A 16,951-nucleotide genomic window follows, 5' to 3' on the forward strand; every position below is an offset into this window, starting at 1 on the left:
AATGCAGCAGGAAGTTTGATGAGCCTCTCGTTTCACGTGGCCGGCGGCACGGCCATGCACAGATGACCATGTTCGCCCGCCCGACCAATTCGGTCGCGGCGGTTCCGGGCGACGCATCCGCGGGCGCGTCGGCGGCGCGCGGCCCGAAGCGTCCGCCGGCCTGGTCGCTGCGCAATTGGCCGGTGCGGTGGAAAGTGTTGGCGATCGCGCTGATCCCGTTGGTACTGGCCACGGTGTTCGGGGCCCTGCGGGTGCAGCAAGAGATGGCCAATTCCAGCAGTCTGCGGCTGGCGGCGTCCCGCGCCAACGTGATCCCGGCGATCACCAAGTACATGTCCGCACTGGATGTGGCCCTGCTGGCGGGTTCCACGGGCCGCGACGTGGATGGGGCGAAGAAGAATTTCGCCGCCCGCAAGTACGAGTTGCAGACGCGGCTGGCCGATACCGATGTGATTCCCGACGTCCGGTCCGGCGTGAACACCCTGCTGAACGGCGGCCAGGCGGTGCTGGACAAGACGGTGGACAACAGCATCGGCCTGCGCGACCGAATCACCAGCTACGCGCCGTTGTTGCTGACCGCCGAGAACGCGATCAACGCGTCGGTGCGCGTTGACAACGAGCAGATCCGGGCGCAGGTGCAGGGCCTGAGCCGGGCCGTGGGGGCGCGCGGGCAGATGACGCTTCAGGAGATCCTGACGACTCGCGGCGCCGACCTGCCCGAGCCGCAGTTGCGCACTGCGATGATCACCCTGGCAGGCACCGAGCCGTCGACGCTGTTCGGAATGACTGAGGTGCTTGGGGTCGGCTCGCCGGACGCGAAGAACCTGCAGCAGCAGATGGTGAGCCGGATGGCGATCATGTCGGATCCGGACAGCGTCCTCGTCGACAACCAGGACCTGTTGCGCTCGATCCACACCACCCAGGGGATCGCCGAGCAGATCATCAATGACACCACCGGGTCGGTGACGACCTCGGTGCAGGACCAGGCCACCGCGCGTCGCGACGCCGCCGTCCGCGACGCCGTGCTGACGCTGGCCGCGATGGCCATCGCTCTGCTGATCGTGCTGCTGGTGGCGCGGGCGCTGGTCAAGCCGCTGCGGGTGCTGCGCGACGGTGCACTCAAGGTCGCCCACACCGACCTGGAGGGCGAGATCGACCGGGTGCGGGCCGGCGCCGAACCGACTCCCGAGCCGCTGCCCGTGTACACCACCGAGGAGATCGGGCAGGTCGCCCACGCCGTCGACGAACTGCACACCCAGGCGTTGCTGCTGGCCGGGGACGAAGCCCGGCTGCGGCTGCTGGTCAACGACATGTTCGAGACCATGTCGCGGCGCAGCCGTTCCCTGGTGGATCAGCAGCTGGCGCTCATCGACCGGCTGGAGCGCAACGAGGAGGACCCCGAGCGGTTGGACAACCTGTTTCGGCTGGATCACCTGGCGGCGCGGCTGCGCCGCAACAGCGCCAACCTGCTGGTACTGGCCGGTGCCCAGATCTCGCGGGACCAGCGGGAGCCGGTTCCGCTGCTGACGGTGATCAACGCCGCGGTGTCCGAAGTGGAGGACTACCGGCGCGTCGAGATCGGATCCGTCGCCGATTGCACGGTGCTCAGCGCGGCGGCCGGCGGCGTCATCCATCTGCTCGCCGAGCTGATCGACAACGCGCTGCGCTACTCGCCGCCCAACACACCGGTGAAGGTGTCCGCGGTCCGCGGCAGTGAGGGAGGCGTGCTGCTGCGCATCGCCGACGCCGGACTGGGCATGACCGAGTCGGACCGGCGCATGGCCAACATGCGGCTACAGGCTGAACGGGACGGCACCCCCGACCCGACTCCGGAGAACGCCCGGCATATGGGACTGTTCGTGGTCGGCCGGCTCGCAGCACGGCACGGCCTGCGCGTGGGGCTGCGCGGGCCCGCCAACGGCGAAGCGGGCACCGGCACGACTGCCGAGGTTTACCTGCCGCTGAGCGTGCTCGTCGAGGGTCAGGACCGGCAGGCCGCAGAACAAGCCGCCGCGCCGCAGCGCCAGTTCTTCGCCGTACGGCCCCCGGAACCCGACGTGGCAGCCGTCGGGACCGCTCTGAGTGACGGTCGCACGCAGGCCGGGACTCCGGTGACCTCGCTGCCGCGCCGCAGTCCCGGATCGAGTGGCATCACCGGCGTACCGGTGCAGCCCGAGGAACAGCAGCCCAAGCAGAAACGCCCGCTGCCCACGCCGTGGTGGGAGAAGGGTTCTCCGCAGCCGGAGCAGCCGGCCGCGCCGCCCGAGGCTGCCAAGGTCGCGTCCGACACCTCGGCCTTCTTCGCGCGCCGGCCCCCGGCCACGGCTCCGGCCCCGCCGCCTCCGCAACCGCCCGATCTGAAACCGTCCGGACCGGCCGATGACGACGTCATCTACCAGCGGATGCTGTCGGAAATGATGGGCGACCCCCACGAGTTGGTGCAGAGTCCTGACCTGGACTGGCAGACGGTGTGGGACCGCGGCTGGTCGGCGGCCGCCGAAGCCGCGGAAAAACCCGTCGAGGCGCACACCGAGTCCGGCCTGCCGATGCGCACCCCCGGGGCGCGGCTGGTGCCCGGGGCGGCCGAGCCCGACGAGCAGCCCGAACAGCACCGCGACCCCGAAGCCATCCGCGCCACCATCGGGAAACATTTCAACGGCGTGCGCACCGGGCGCTCGCATGCCCGTCAGGAAGCCGAGCAGCAATGACGGTGCAGTCGTCGTACAGCCCGCTGGATTGGCTGGTGTCAAAATTCGTGCGGGAGGTGCCCGGCGTGGCACATGCGTTGCTGGTGTCTGTCGACGGACTGCCGGTCGCTGCTAGTGAGCACCTGCCCCGGGAACGGGCCGATCAGTTGGCTGCGGTGGCGTCCGGGCTGGCCAGCCTCGCCACCGGCGCCGCGCAGTTGTTCGAGGGCGGACAGGTGCTGCAGTCGGTGGTGGAAATGCAGAACGGCTTCCTGCTGTTGATGCGCGTCGGTGACGGTTCACACCTGGCCACCCTGGCCATGCCGTCGTGCGACATCGGTCAGATCGGTTACGAGATGGCCGTTCTGGTCGAACAGGTAGGCAACGTCGTTCAGTCCGCCCGCCGCGCCGAGCCCGAGTCCCGATGGACGAACTCGAGCCACCGCTGACACCGCCGAGGTTGGTCCGGCCGTACACTTTGACGGCCGGGCGGACCGGCACCGACGTCGACCTTCCGCTGGAAGCGCCGGTGCAGGCATTGCAGGCGGGTCTGGCGCACGAGTGGCCGGCCGACGACGTGCGGGGCAAGATCATCCGGTTGTGCGTCGGCACGCTCTCGGTCGCGGAAGTCGCGGCCCGGCTGGATATTCCGGTCGGTGTTGCGCGCGTCCTGATCGGTGATCTGGTCACCTCCGACTACCTTCGGGTGCACAGGACCTTGACCGACCGTTCGACCCGCGATGAGCGGCAGGAACTCATAGGAAGGACCCTGCGTGGCCTCAGGGCACTCTGAAGCACTCGGCACCGCGTCGACGAAGATCGTCATCGCGGGCGGCTTCGGCACCGGCAAAACCACCTTCGTCGGTGCGGTGTCGGAGATCATGCCGTTGCGGACCGAGGCGATGGTCACCGACGCCTCGGCCGGCGTCGACATGATCGAGGCGACGCCAGACAAGCGCACCACCACCGTCGCGATGGACTTCGGCCGCATCACCCTGGCCGAGGATTTGGTGCTTTACCTGTTCGGCACCCCCGGCCAGCGCCGGTTCTGGTTCATGTGGGACGACCTGGTGCGCGGCGCGATCGGCGCGATCGTGCTGGTGGACTGCCGCCGACTGCAGGACAGCTTCGCCGCTGTCGAATTCTTCGAACACCGCCGGTTGCCGTTCTTGGTCGCGGTCAACGAGTTCGACGGTGCACCGCGCTATCCGATCGACGAGGTCCGCAAGGCGCTGACGCTGCCCGAGCACATCCCGATGATCACCATCGACGCCCGCAATCGCCGGTCAGCCACCGACGCGCTGATCGCGGTGAGCGAATACGCGCTGGCCAGCACCTGACTCGTTGCTTGAGTGGACTTCGTTGCTTGAGTGGACTGAGCGCGAATTCAGCCGCGAAGACTTCCGCGACGAAGATCTGGGTGCGCTGCACACCGAGCGTGTGGTGTTCACCGAGTGCGATTTCAGCGGCGTGAACCTGGCCGAGTCCCAGCACCGCGGATCGGCGTTCCGCAACTGCACCTTCACTCGGACCACGCTGTGGCACAGCACGTTTGCGCACTGCAGCGTGCTGGGTTCGGTGTTCACCCAGTGCCGGTTGCGGCCGGTCGAGTTCGACGAGGTCGACTTCACGCTCGCGGTGCTCGCCGGCAACGACCTGCGTGGTGTTGACCTGAGCGGGTGCCGACTGCGGGAAACCAGCCTGGTGGACGCTGACCTGCGCAAGAGCGTGCTGCGCGGCGCCGACCTGCGGGGTGCCCGGACCACCGGCACCCGGCTGGATGAGGCCGACCTGCGGGGTGCGATGGCCGACGCCGCGTTGTGGACCAGCGCGAAGTTGTCCGGCGCGCGCATCGACGTGCCGCAGGCGATGGCGTTCGCCCTGGCGCACGGCCTCCGGCTGGACGGGTGAGTTAGGCCCCTGCTCGCGCAATCTCACGCAAGCTTTAGCGCTTGAGCCGGATCCGCCACCACACGATGCCGGAGTACACCACCGACAGCACTGCCAGCATCCCCATGTCGAACAGCCACGCGGTACGGGAATGCGTCCAGTGGCTGTCCTCGGGACTGACCGAACCCGGCACCAGCTCGCGCAGGTTGACCGTGGCCGCCGACGCGCCATAACCCCAGCGCGCCGGCACTGCCCAGGACAGCTGATCCAAGAACACCCGATTCGTCACCGGCACAATGCCGCCCGCCAAAACCAGCTGCAGCATCAGCGACACCACCAGCAGCGGCATGATCTGCTCGTTGGACCGGGCGATCGCCGACAGCACCAATCCCAGGATCGCCGAGGCCACACACGTCGCGGCGATGCTGGTGAACAGTTCAAAACTCGGACTGCCCAGCAGCAGCGCCCGCTGCGTCGGCGCCCCCTTGCCCACCAGCACAATGATCGTCGCGATTGCCGCCTGGACGATCGCAAACCCACAGAACACGGTGATCTTCGCGCCGAGGTAAGCCGACGTCGACAACCCGACGGCCTGCTCGCGGCGAAAGATGGCGCGCTCGCCGATCAAGTCGCGGATGGTCAGCGCACTGCCCATGAACACCGCGGCAATGCTGAGCAGGTTCAGGATCTGCGCGGCCTCGTCCGGGGTGTCGCTGGTCGGCGATGCCAGGTCGAAGCCGCGGTCACCGGGGACCGTCAGCGACAGCGCACCCAGGATGAACGGCAACACCGCCAGAAAGACGAAGTACGCGCGGTCGTTCACCACCAGCCGCACCTGTCGTCGGGCGATCGTCGAGAACTGCCGCCGCGCGCTGGTATGCGCCGGCTCACCCAGGCCGCTCGGGGCCTGCGGCTGCTTGGCCGAGACCAGGCTGTCCTGCGCCGCGCGTTGCGCGAGGAAGCGCCGGTTGGCCTCGTCCGGGTCGGCCCCGACCTGGGCGAAAATGTGCGCCCAGTTCGTGGTGCCGAAGGCCTCGCCGATTTGACCTGGGGGACCCAGGTACGCCGTCTTCCCGCCGGGCGCCATCAATAGCACCTGGTCGCAGACGTCGAGGTAGGTCAGCGAGTGGGTGACCACCAGCACCACCCGGCCGGCGTCGGCGAGTTGCCGCAGCATCGTCATCACCTGCAGGTCCAGCGCCGGGTCCAGCCCCGAGGTCGGCTCGTCCAGGATCAGCAGCGACGGGCCGGTCAGCAGTTCCAGTGCGACCGATGCGCGCTTGCGCTGGCCGCCGGAGAGCTGGTCGACGCGGGTGTCGGCGTGCTGGGTCAGCCCCAGTTCTTCGAGCACCTGCGCGATGACCTGGGCGCGGTCGGCCTTGGTGGTGTCGGGCGGCAGCCGCAGTTCGGCGGCATACCCCAGCGCCTGGTTCACGGTGAGCTGCCGGTGCACGACGTCGTCCTGCGGCACCATCCCGATCCGGCTGCGCAGGGATGCGTACTCGGTGTGGATGTTGTGACCTTCGAACGTCACGACGCCGGTACCGGGTCGGGCGTAGCCGGCGATCAGCCGGGCCAGCGTGGTCTTGCCCGCCCCCGATCCACCGATGATGGCCGTCAACGTGCCGGGCCGGGCGGTCATCGACACCTTTTGCAGCAACGCCTTTCCGTCGACGCTGAAGCACACGTCGTCGACCTCGAGGCCCCCGGTGCGGGTGGCGGCCTCGGTGCGGCGCACCAGCGTTTCGCCGGTGAACACCAGGTCGACGTTCCCGATGGTGACCACGTCGCCCTGGCTGAGCAACGCCGACCCGACCCGGATGCCGTTGACGAAGGTGCCGTTGATGCTGTGGGCGTCGCGGATCTCGATGCCGATGGCGGTGGGCGCCAGGTACGCGTGCCGGCGCGAGGCCAGCACGTCGTTGACGACGATGTCGCAGTCCTCGGCGCGCCCGATCCAGGCGGTGCGCCCGACCGGCGGCGCCAACTTCGGATCGGCTCCCAGGACGTTGATGCCGCGGGTCGGAAACTGCGACACCGTGGTGACCGGGTTCAGCGGGTCGGTCGGTGCCGGATCGGGCGGCGGCTCCGGGGCGGCTCTGGGCCGCAACGGAATTGCCGCGGTGCGCTGCGTGTCAGCCAGCTGAGACTGACGTTGGGGCGGACGGAACAGTCGCGGCGGCGGCTTGGCGGCCGGCTGCCCGATCCGGAACACGACGTGCGGCCCGTCCGGCCGGGCGAGGTTGACCGTCATCCCGTCCTGGATGTCGACCAGCGGCACCGGCCTGCCGTTGACGAAAATCCCGTGCGGCGAACGGTTGTCGATGGCCTTCGCGATCCAGTTGCCCTGCTCGAAGCGCAACAACAGATGAGCGCGCGCCACCAACGGATGCGCGACCCGCAGGTCGGCCCGGACATCGCTGCCCAGGATCGCTTCCCGGCCGGCCGTGAACGTGCGCTGCGCCGGGCCGGCCCGAACGGTCAGCGCGGGCGGTTGGGCTGGGGTCATTCAGTCACCTCGGCGGCTCAGTGCCGCTTGAGCCGAATGCGCCACCACACGACACCGGAGTACACCACCGACAGCACCGCCAGCATCGCCATGTCGAACAGCCACGCGCTGCGGGTGTGCGCCCAGTGGCTGTCCTCGGGGCTCAGCGAACCGGGCACCAGCTCGCGCAGGTTCACCGTGGCGGCCGACGCCGCATAACCCCAGCGCGCGGGGATCACCCAGGACATCTGGTCGAGGAAGATGCGGTTGGTCACCGGGATCATCCCGCCGGCGAGCACCAGCTGCAGCATCAGCGACACCACCAGCAGCGGCATGATCTGCTCGTTGGACCGCGCGATCGACGACAGCACCAACCCCAGGATCGCCGACGCTACGCAGGTGGCGGCGACGGTGGCGAACAGTTCGAGGCTCGCGTTGCCCAGCACCAGGGCTTTCTGGGTGGGAGCCCCCTTGCCCACCACCACGATGGTGGTGGCGATCGCGGCCTGCAGCACCGCGAACACGAAGAACACCGTGAGCTTGGCGCCCAGATAGGCCCAGGTGGACAGGCCGACCGCCTGTTCGCGTTTGAAGATCGCGCGTTCGCCGATCAGGTCGCGGATGGTCAGCGCGGTACCCATGAAGACCGCGGCGATGGACAGCAACGTCAGGATCTGAGCGGCCTCGTCCGGTGTGTTGCTGGTGGGGGAGGCCACCCGGAACCCGCTGTCACCCGGCACGGTCAGCGACAGCCCGCCCAGGATGAACGGCAGGATCGCCAGGAATACGAAGTAGGCGCGGTCGGCGACGACCAGCCGCACCTGGCGGCGGGTGATCGTGGAGAACTGCCGCCGGACACTGGTGTGCGCGGGCGCGCCCAGGTCGGCCGGCGCCGGTTCGGGCGCGGTCGGCGGCGGCTGCCGCTGCGCCAGGAAGCGGCGATTGGCCTCCTCGGGATCGGCGCCCACCTTGGCGAAGATGTGCGCCCAGTTCGTCGTGCCCATCACGTCGCCGATCTGGCCCGGCGGACCCAGGTACGCCGTCTTCCCGCCGGGCGCCATCAGCAGCACTTGGTCACATACGTCGAGGTAGGTCAGCGAGTGGGTGACCACCAGCACCACCCGGCCGGCGTCGGCGAGTTGCCGCAGCATCGTCATCACCTGCAGGTCCAGCGCCGGGTCCAGCCCCGACGTCGGCTCGTCCAGGATGAGCAGCGACGGGCCGGTGAGCAGTTCCAGTGCGACCGATGCGCGCTTGCGCTGGCCGCCGGAGAGGTTGTCCACCCTGGTGTCGGCGTGCTTGGTCAATCCCAGTTCGTCGAGCACCTGCGCCACCACTTGGGCGCGGTCTTCTTTGCTGGTGTCGGGCGGCAGCCGCAGTTCCGCCGCGTAATTGAGCGCCTGATTGACCGTCAGTTGGCGGTGTACGACATCGTCCTGCGGCACCATTCCGATCCGGCTGCGCAGGGATGCGTACTGCTGATGAATGTCGTGACCCTCGAAGGTCACCGTGCCGGCACTGGGCGTGGTGTATCCGGCGATCAGCCGGGACAGCGTGCTCTTGCCGGCGCCCGAGCCGCCGATGATCGCGGTCAGCGTCCCGGGCCGCGCGGTCATCGCCACGTTGTCCAGCAACCGATTGCCGTTGATGGTGAACTGGATGTCGCGAACCTCGAGGCCGCCGGTCCGGGCCGCGGCTTCGGTGCGGCGCACCAGGATGCCACCGACAAAGGCCAGGTCGACGTTGCCGATGGTGACCACGTCACCCTCGGACAGGATTGCCGACCCGACCCGGATGCCATTGACGAACGTCCCGTTGATGCTGTCCAGGTCGCGGATCTCGGCGCCGACCGGCGTCGGGGTCAGGGTCGCGTGATACCGGGACGCCAGTACGTCGTTGACGACGATGTCGTTCTCGGGTGCCCGCCCGATGCGCGCCGCCGCGGATGGTTGGGCTTGGCCGGGCCCGACGGTGGGAGCCTTGACGGTGCCGGTGGCCAATTGCGAGACGGTGGTGTCGTGGGTCGGCGGTCCGGGGGGTGCCAGGTTGGGCTGCGCGGCTTGGGTGGGGGGTGCCAGGTTGGGCTGCGCGGCCTGGGTGGGGGGTTGCAGGTTGGGCTGGGCCGCCTGCGTGGGCGGCAGCGGGGCCTGCGGCTGGCGGCCCGCGCGGGGAGCCTGGGGCGGGATGGTCGGGATGGCCGCGGTACGTTGCGCGCCGCCGGACTGCGCCGGCGTGGTTGGCGCCGGGGGACCCAGCGGGTGGCGCGATCACGGCTAGGCGCTCGGTCGGCGGCAGGGCGCCGACGTTGCCCTGCCGGTGGCCGACCTCGAAGGTAATGCGCGGGCCGTCCGGAGCGCCGAGGTTGACGGACTGACCGTCCTGAATGTCGAGCCCCGGAATCCGTTTGCCGTTGAGGAAGATTCCGCTGTGCGAGCTGTTGTCGACCGCGACCCAGCGGCCCCGCTCGAACCGCAGGATGAGGTGGGCGCGAGCGATTAACGGGTGCGCGACCCTCAGGTCCGCGCGAAGATCGCTGCCCACCACCACATCTGGCCCAGCGGCGAAGTCGCGGTGTGAACGCGCCGACCGAACTGTCAACACAGGACCTGGGTTTGGGCTCATTAGCTCACCCTAGAGGCGCAAGCCCGGGTTACCGGCGCTTTAACCGAATCCTCCACCACACGATCGAGCTGTAGACGATGCACAACACCGCGAGCATGGCCATGTCGAACAACCAGGCGCTCTTGGTGTGGTTCCAGTGCTGGTCTTTGGGGTCGGTCGGGCCGGGTGTGAGGCGGTGGGTGTCGATGGTCGACGAGGCCGCCGCATAACCCCACCGGGCCGGTGTGGCCCAAGACAATTGGTCGAGGCCGGTGCGGTTGGTCACCCAGATCATGCCGCCGGAGAACACCAACTGAGACATGATCGCGGTGACCAGCAGCGGCATGATCTGGTCCTGGGACTTCGCGATCGCCGACAGCGCCATGCCGAGAATGGCCGACGTGACACAGGTTGCTGCGACGGTGACGAACAGCTCGAATCGGACGTCGAAGAGCAGCACGGGGCCCGAGAGCGGTTTGCCCCAGCCGACCACCGCGATCGTGGTGGAGATCGCGGCCTGCATGGTCGCGAACGCGCAGAACACCACGATCTTGGCGGCCAGATAGGCGCCGGTGGACAGGCCTACCGCTTGTTCCCGCCGGAAGATCGGCCGCTCGCCGACCAGGTCGCGGATGGTCAGGGCGGTACCCATGAACACGGCGCCGACGTTGAGCATGACCAGGATCTGGCCGGGCTGGTTGGGCGCGCTGCTGAGCGGATCGGCCATGTCGAAGCCGGTCTTGCCGCGAACCGTCAGGGTCAGCACACCGATGAGGAACGGCAGCAGCGCGAGGAACACGGTGTAGCCACGATCCGAAATGACCAGTCGCACCTGGCGGCGCGCGATCGTGGAGAACTGGCGCAACCCGCTGTTGTGCACCGGTTCACCGAGATCGGCCGCCGGGCTGGACTCCGGCGGGCGGTCCGGTCCGCCCCGGTTGCCTTCCAGGAAACGGCGGTTGGCCTCGTCCGGGTCGGCGCCCACTTTGGTGAAGATGTCGGCCCAGTTGGTGGTGCCCATCGCGGCACCGATCTCATCGGGCGGGCCCAGGAACGCCGTCTTGCCGCCGGGGGCCAGTAGCAGGATCTGGTCGCACACGTCGAGGTAGGACACCGAGTGCGTCACCACCAACACCACACGCCCGGCATCGGCGAGCTGGCGCAGCATCATCATCACCTGGCGGTCCAGCGCCGGGTCCAGCCCCGAGGTCGGCTCGTCCAGGATCAGCAGCGAGGGCCCGGTGAGCAGCTCCAGGGCCACCGAGGCTCGCTTGCGCTGGCCGCCGGACAACTTGTCGACGCGGGTGTCGGCGTGCTTGGTGAGCTCGAGCTCTTCGAGGACCTGGGCCACTACCTGGGCGCGGTCGGCCTTGCTGGTGTCGGGCGGCAGCCGCAGCTCGGCGGCATACCCGAGGGCCTGGTTGACCGTCAGCTGGCGGTGCACCACGTCGTCCTGCGGGACCATGCCGACCCGGCTGCGCAGCGACGCATACTCGGCGTGGATGTCGTGGCCCTCGAAGGTCACGTTGCCGGTGGTGGGGCTGGTGTAGCCGGCGATCAGGCGCGACAGCGTCGACTTGCCGGCGCCGGACCCGCCGATGATCGCGGTCAGGGTGCCGGGCCGCGCGGTCAGCGAGATGTGGTCGAGCAGTTGCTTGCCGCCCTCGACGGTGAAGGTGACCGAGTTGACCTCCAGGCCGCCGGTGCGAGAGGCGACCGCAGTGCGGCGGACCAGCGTCCCGCCGGTGAAGACCAGGTCAACATTGCCGATCGTGACCTGATCGCCCTCGGTGAGGATCGCCGACCCGACCCGGACACCGTTGACGAACGTGCCGTTGACGCTGTTGTTGTCCCGGATCTCCGCGCCCAGCGGCGTCAGCGTCAAAAACGCGTGGTGGCGCGATGCGAGGACGTCCTGGATGACGATGTCGTTGTCGGTGGAACGACCGATCGTGACGGAGTTCGCCGGTATCTCATGTGAGCCGGTCCGGGTCAGCAGCGCCTGGAACATCTTGGTGGCGATATTTCCCTGCTCGGGGGGCCTGGTGATGTTCGCGGGCGGGATCGGTTGGCGCGGGGCCGATCTCGGCGGGGCGGGCGCGAAGTTCGGTGACGACGGCGGCGGTCCGCTCACCGGATAGCCCGGCGGGGCCCAAGGCGCGTTGCCGCTGCTGGGATACATAGGTTGCGCAGGCGGCGGTGGCGGCGGGCCGCCGGGGAGCGGCCGGCTCGGCGGCGGGCCGGCCCAGGCCGGTTGGCGTCCGGACGGCGGTGGTGGGGGTGGGGGACCGCCGGGCCCGGGCGCGGCCGCCGGTTGGATGATCGGCAGCGACTCGGTCTGCGGCGGCCGGCCGGCCGGTCCGCGATGCCGTCCGACTTCGAAGGTCAGCAGCGGCCCGTCCGGGTTCCCGATGTTGACGGTCTGGCCGTCGGTGATGTCGACCACCGGGATCCGGCGACCGTTGGCGTAGGTGCCGTTGAGGGAGTTGTTGTCGATCGCCAGCCAGCGGCCCTGATCGAAGCGCAGCAGCAGATGGGCGCGCGAGATCAACGGATGGGTAATGCGCATGTCGGCCCGTAGGTCACGGCCAACTACAACGTCGTGGCCCGCCGCGAAGGTACGTTCCGACCCGTCGTGGCGAACGGTCAGCGTAGGCGGGGCGGGAGGGGGCATCGCTGACAACTTTAGCCGGTCGAGCCGTGGTTACGGCTTGTCAGGCGCGCCGGTCACCACACAGTGGGTGCGGCGATAGATGGTCGGCATGCACTGATTGCAGTGCGTGCACGCCGACCGGGTGTGCGCACCGTCGGCCGCGATCCGGTTGATCAAGTCGGGCTCGGCCAGCAGCGCACGAGCCATCGCGACGAACTGGAATCCCTCGGCCATGGCGAGGTCCATCGTCTCCCGGTTGGTGATGCCGCCGAGCAGAATCAGCGGCAGTTTCAGCTCAGCGCGGAACAGTTTGGCTTCCCGCAGCAGGTAGGCCTCGTGGTAGGGATACTCGCGCAGGAACTTCTTACCCGTCATGCGCATCCCCCAGCGCAGCGGCGGTTTGAACGCGCCGGCGAACTGCTTGATGGGCGCGTCGCCGCGGAACAGATACATCGGGTTGACCAGCGAGCTGCCGGCGGTGAGCTCGATCGCGTCCAGCCCTCCGTCCTCCTCCAGCCACTTCGCCGTGGTCACGGCCTCGTCGGTGCTGATGCCGCCGCGGATGCCGTCGGACATGTTCAGTTTTGCCGTCACCGCGATCTGGCGCGGTCCCTGGTCCACGGCACGGCGCACGGCCAGCACCAGTCCGCGGGCCACCTTTGCGCGGTTGGCCAGCGACCCGCCGAACTCGTCGGTGCGACGGTTGATCAACGGGCTGAGGAACGAACTCGCCAGGTAGTTGTGGCCGAGATGGATCTCGACGGCGTCGAAGCCGGCCTCCACGGCGAACCGGGCCGCTTTGGCATGATCGGCCAGCACGTCATCGATGTCGTCGCGGTTGGCTTTACGGGCGAACCGCATCGCGATCGGATTGAAGAACCGCACCGGGGCCAGGGCGGTGGCCTTGTTGGACTTGGCGTTGGCCACCGGCCCGGCGTGGCCGATCTGGGCGCTGACCGCGGCCCCTTCCGCGTGGACGGCGTCGGTGAGCCGGCGCAGCCCCGGCACCGCCTCCGGACGCATCCACAGCCCGTTCCCTTCGGTGCGTCCGCCGGGGGAGACCGCGCAGTAGGCGACGGTGGTCATCCCCACCCCGCCGGCCGCGGGCAGGCGGTGGTACTCGATGAGGTCGTCGGTCACCAGCGCGTCGGGCGTGCGAGCTTCGAACGTCGCGGCCTTGATGATTCGGTTGCGCAGCGTCAGCGGACCGAGCTTGGCCGGGCTGAACACGTCTGGGGCTGCAGACATACCGGGAGCCTAATCGCGGCATGCCAGACTGTCAGTCGTGGGCGCAATCACGCTGGACGGCAAGGCCACCCGCGACGAGATCTTCGTCGACCTCAAACAACGGGTTGCCGCACTGACCGAGTCGGGTCGCACGCCCGGCCTGGGCACCATCCTGGTCGGCGAGGATCCCGGGTCGCAGGCCTATGTGCGCGGCAAGCACGCCGACTGCGCGAAGGTGGGCATCACGTCGATCCGTCGCGACCTGCCGGCCGACATCTCCACGGAAACGCTCAACGAGACCATCGACGAGCTGAACGCCAACCCCGACTGCACCGGCTACATCGTGCAGTTGCCGCTGCCCAAGCACCTCGACGAGAACGCGGCCCTCGAGCGCGTCGACCCCGATAAGGACGCCGACGGGCTGCACCCCACCAACCTGGGCCGGCTGGTGCTCAACACGCCGGCGTCGCTGCCGTGCACCCCGCGCGGCATCGTGCATCTGCTGCGGCGCTACGACATCGAACTCGCCGGGGCCCACGTCGTCGTCATCGGCCGCGGTGTGACGGTGGGCCGCCCGCTCGGGTTGCTGCTCACCCGCCGCTCCGAAAACGCCACGGTCACGTTGTGCCACACCAAGACTCGCGATCTGGCAGCCCTGACCAAGCAGGCCGACATCATCGTGGCCGCCGTCGGCGCGCCGCACCTGCTGACCGCCGACATGGTGCGGCCCGGCGCCGCCGTTGTCGACGTCGGCGTCAGCCGGGTGGACGGCAAGCTCACCGGCGACGTGCACCCCGATGTGTGGGATGTCGCCGGCCACGTGTCGCCCAACCCCGGCGGCGTCGGGCCCTTGACCCGCGCCTTCCTGCTCACCAACGTCGTCGAGCTGGCCGAACAGCAATGACGGTTCGGGCCATTCTGGGGCGCGTCTTGCGCGCCCAATGGCCGATCCTGCTCGTCGGGCTCATTTTTCTGGTGGCGTTCGTGCTGGCCGGCGCGAACTTCTGGCGTCGCGGCGCCCTGCTGATCGGCATCGGTGTCGGCGTTGCCGCCGTGCTGCGGCTGGCCCTGCCCGACGAGCGCGCCGGCCTGCTGGTGGTGCGCAGCAGGGGCACCGACTTCCTCACGACGGCGTCGGTCGGCGCCGCGATGGTCTATGTCGCGTGGACGATCGACCCGCTGGGGACCGGTTAGAACCCAGGCAGCCCCGGAATGCCTGACAAGCCGGGGATCTGTTGCAGACCGCCCGGGATGTTGCCGCTGGCCACGTCGGCCATCACCGACGGGCAGTACATCTGGATCGCGATGGTGGTGAACATGCTCGCCATCTCGGGCGACATGCCGTTGCTGCCGCGGATGCGGCTGGCCGCCGCGGCGAAATTCCCGCCCGGCTGGGCCAGCATCGGACACACGGACTGGCCGAGTGCTTCTGCGTTGATCGGGTCGCCGTAGTTCACGCCGGCATTGCTCAGCGCGGTGATGAAGGCGTCGTCAATGGGACTCGCCTCGGCAGGGGCGGCGAACGCCGCGGCCGCGGTCAGCATGCCCGCGGTTCCCGCCAATAGGCGAACGGTCAGTGGCTGGTAACGCCATGTCTTCATGTCTGCTCCCTCATTGATGTCGAGAGCACCCAGGACTCCCAGCGGCACTCCAGTGAACGCTATGAACCTTTGTCGACGGCGGTCTCGTTCGGGACACGATGACATAAAGCTTTGGCTTTCGAGGCGCTTGTCGCTGGCTAGCAAACACGGCATCGATTAACGGGTCCGCGGCCAACAACACGATCTTGTCACGCTGTGCGCGACACGTTGGCGGACAGAGCTGTTAGCGGCCGCGGCGATCAACAATGCGGTTCATGATCTCTCGCCAGGCTTTTCTGCGCGGTGCGGTCGGTGCGGTGGCGACCTCCGCGCTGTTTCCGGCGGCACTGGTCCGGGCGGAACCGGCCGGTGCCTGGAGCAGTTTGGCTTCTTCCATCGGCGGAAAAGTGCTGCTGCCCACCGATCCCGCCTTCAGCACCGGCAAACAGATTTTCAACTCGAACTACAACGCGTCGAGCCCCGCGGCCGTAGTCGTGGTCACCACGCAGGCCGACGTGGAGAAGGCGGTGGCCTTCGCCGCGGCCAACAAGCTCAAGATCGCCCCGCGCGGCGGCGGGCACTCCTACATCGGCGCGTCGGCCGCCAACGGCACCATGGTGCTCGACCTGCGCGGGCTGACCGGCGGAGTGAATGTGGACAGTGCCGCGGGCACCGTCACGGTCCCGGCCGGGACTAGCCTGTCCGCGGTGCAACAGGCCCTCGCCGGGGCCGGGCGGGCCATTCCGACCGGCAGCTGCCCCACGGTGGGTGTAGCGGGGCTGACGCTGGGCGGTGGGATGGGAGCCGATTCCCGCCATGCGGGCCTGGCGTGCGACGCGTTGCGCTCGGCCACCGTGGTGTTGCCCAACGGCCAGGTGGTCACCGCGTCAGCCGACGAGCACCCCGACCTCTTCTGGGGCCTGCGGGGCGGCGGCGGTGGCAACTTCGGGGTGGTCACCTCGATGACGTTCACCACGTTCGCCACTTCCGACTCCGACGTGGTGCGCGTCGTGTTCGCTCCGTCGGCGGCGCCTCAGGTGCTGACCGGCTGGCAGGCATGGCTGGCCCAAGCCGACCGCAACACCTGGGGCCTGGTCGACCTCTCCGTCAACGGAACGCAAGGTGATTGCCACGTGCTGGCCACGTGTCCGGCGGGTACCGGCGCGGCGGTGACCGATGCGATCAAGGCGGCCGTTGGGGCCCAACCCACCGCGACCGAACACAAGACGCTGAGCCAGATGGATCTGGTCACCTATCTGGCCGGGGGCAGCGCGGCGAGCTCGCCGCGTGGGTTCGTGGCGGGCTCCGACGTGATCGGCACGATGACTTCCGCTGCGGCGCAGGCCATCGTCTCAGCGATCGGAAAATACCCGCCCGCTGGGGGACGGGCATCGGTGATCGTCGACACGCTCAGCGGCGCCGTCGGCGACGTGGATCCTGCGGCATCGGCGTTTCCGTGGCGACGGCACTCCGCCGTCGCGCAGTGGTATGTCGAAACCGGGAACGGTCAGACGTCCACCGCGAGCACCTGGGTGGCCACCGCACACCAGACCGTGCAACAGTTTTCGGCCGGTGGTTACGTCAATTACCTGGAGCCCAACACGCAGGCGTCGCGGTACTTCGGGCCGAACCTCGCGCAATTGACCGCCGTCCGGCAGCGCTATGACCCGGACGGTTTGATGTACTCCGGTCTGACCTTCTAGGGGCCGTCACGTACGGAACAATTGCTCCGTCGGAACGCTGATGTGCATTCTGCACAGGGCTTTGTGCAGTTTGCATGAGCTACCTAAATTTATTGGCGAATTCGCCATTTCCCGCCCAGGAT

The 16,951-nt window shown here is 68.7% G+C and carries 12 protein-coding genes and 1 pseudogene; 8 read left to right on the forward strand and 5 right to left on the reverse strand.

Features of this window, described 5'->3' with window-relative positions:
• Positions 1-62: 62 nt before the first annotated feature.
• From BN972_RS03645 to BN972_RS03665, 5 genes are read left to right on the forward strand one after another with little or no spacing between them, the layout of a single operon-like run.
• Positions 63-2,708, forward strand: a complete 2,646-nt coding sequence (locus BN972_RS03645) for a sensor histidine kinase (protein ID WP_036353005.1) — start codon at positions 63-65, stop codon at positions 2,706-2,708.
• Positions 2,705-3,136: a roadblock/LC7 domain-containing protein gene (locus BN972_RS03650; protein WP_036353007.1), complete on the forward strand. Its 432-nt coding sequence runs from the start codon at positions 2,705-2,707 to the stop codon at positions 3,134-3,136. Before BN972_RS03645 ends, BN972_RS03650 begins: the two co-directional genes overlap by 4 nt.
• A complete protein-coding gene (locus tag BN972_RS03655; RefSeq protein WP_036353010.1) occupies positions 3,112-3,480 on the forward strand; it encodes a DUF742 domain-containing protein in 369 nt (122 codons plus the stop codon). Before BN972_RS03650 ends, BN972_RS03655 begins: the two co-directional genes overlap by 25 nt.
• Complete coding sequence (locus tag BN972_RS03660; RefSeq protein WP_036353012.1) at positions 3,461-4,027, forward strand: GTP-binding protein; 567 nt, start codon at positions 3,461-3,463, stop codon at positions 4,025-4,027. The genes BN972_RS03655 and BN972_RS03660 overlap by 20 nt, the downstream gene beginning before the upstream one ends.
• A gap of 22 nt (positions 4,028-4,049) precedes the next feature.
• Positions 4,050-4,598, forward strand: a complete 549-nt coding sequence (locus tag BN972_RS03665) for a pentapeptide repeat-containing protein (RefSeq protein WP_036353014.1) — start codon at positions 4,050-4,052, stop codon at positions 4,596-4,598.
• A 34-nt stretch (positions 4,599-4,632) separates the two neighbouring features.
• Here the strand turns inward: BN972_RS03665 and BN972_RS03670 are convergent, their stop codons facing one another.
• The 4 genes and pseudogenes from BN972_RS03670 to BN972_RS03685 all read right to left on the reverse strand — a co-directional run bounded on the left by BN972_RS03670 (position 4,633) and on the right by BN972_RS03685 (position 13,567).
• Complete coding sequence (locus tag BN972_RS03670; RefSeq protein ID WP_036353017.1) at positions 4,633-7,086, reverse strand: ATP-binding cassette domain-containing protein; 2,454 nt, start codon at positions 7,084-7,086, stop codon at positions 4,633-4,635.
• Between the two features lie 17 nt (positions 7,087-7,103).
• Positions 7,104-9,687: pseudogene (locus tag BN972_RS03675) on the reverse strand (ATP-binding cassette domain-containing protein).
• A 28-nt stretch (positions 9,688-9,715) separates the two neighbouring features.
• Positions 9,716-12,340, reverse strand: a complete 2,625-nt coding sequence (locus tag BN972_RS03680; RefSeq protein WP_036353019.1) for an ATP-binding cassette domain-containing protein — start codon at positions 12,338-12,340, stop codon at positions 9,716-9,718.
• 30 nt (positions 12,341-12,370) lie between these two features.
• Positions 12,371-13,567, reverse strand: coding sequence for an NADH:flavin oxidoreductase (locus BN972_RS03685; RefSeq protein ID WP_036353022.1), 1,197 nt, complete (start codon positions 13,565-13,567; stop codon positions 12,371-12,373).
• A gap of 37 nt (positions 13,568-13,604) precedes the next feature.
• Here BN972_RS03685 and BN972_RS03690 point away from each other — a divergent pair, with 37 nt between their 5' ends.
• Both BN972_RS03690 and BN972_RS03695 read left to right on the forward strand, forming a co-directional pair.
• Positions 13,605-14,450: a bifunctional methylenetetrahydrofolate dehydrogenase/methenyltetrahydrofolate cyclohydrolase gene (locus BN972_RS03690; RefSeq protein ID WP_036353025.1), complete on the forward strand. Its 846-nt coding sequence runs from the start codon at positions 13,605-13,607 to the stop codon at positions 14,448-14,450.
• Positions 14,447-14,740, forward strand: a complete 294-nt coding sequence (locus BN972_RS03695) for a DUF3017 domain-containing protein (RefSeq protein ID WP_036353028.1) — start codon at positions 14,447-14,449, stop codon at positions 14,738-14,740. The genes BN972_RS03690 and BN972_RS03695 overlap by 4 nt, the downstream gene beginning before the upstream one ends.
• Here BN972_RS03695 and BN972_RS03700 read toward each other — a convergent pair.
• Complete coding sequence (locus BN972_RS03700) at positions 14,737-15,147, reverse strand: DUF732 domain-containing protein (RefSeq protein WP_036356440.1); 411 nt, start codon at positions 15,145-15,147, stop codon at positions 14,737-14,739. The two genes, BN972_RS03695 and BN972_RS03700, sit on opposite strands and share 4 nt — an antisense overlap.
• A 254-nt stretch (positions 15,148-15,401) precedes the next feature.
• Between BN972_RS03700 and BN972_RS03705 the strand changes: the two genes are divergently transcribed.
• Entirely contained in the window at positions 15,402-16,829 is a 1,428-nt protein-coding gene (locus BN972_RS03705) for an FAD-dependent oxidoreductase (RefSeq protein WP_390176178.1), read from the forward strand.
• Positions 16,830-16,951 lie beyond the last annotated feature (122 nt).

Origin of the sequence: Mycobacterium asiaticum DSM 44297, assembly GCF_000613245.1 — a bacterium.
Taxonomy (GTDB): Bacteria; Actinomycetota; Actinomycetes; order Mycobacteriales; family Mycobacteriaceae; genus Mycobacterium; species Mycobacterium asiaticum.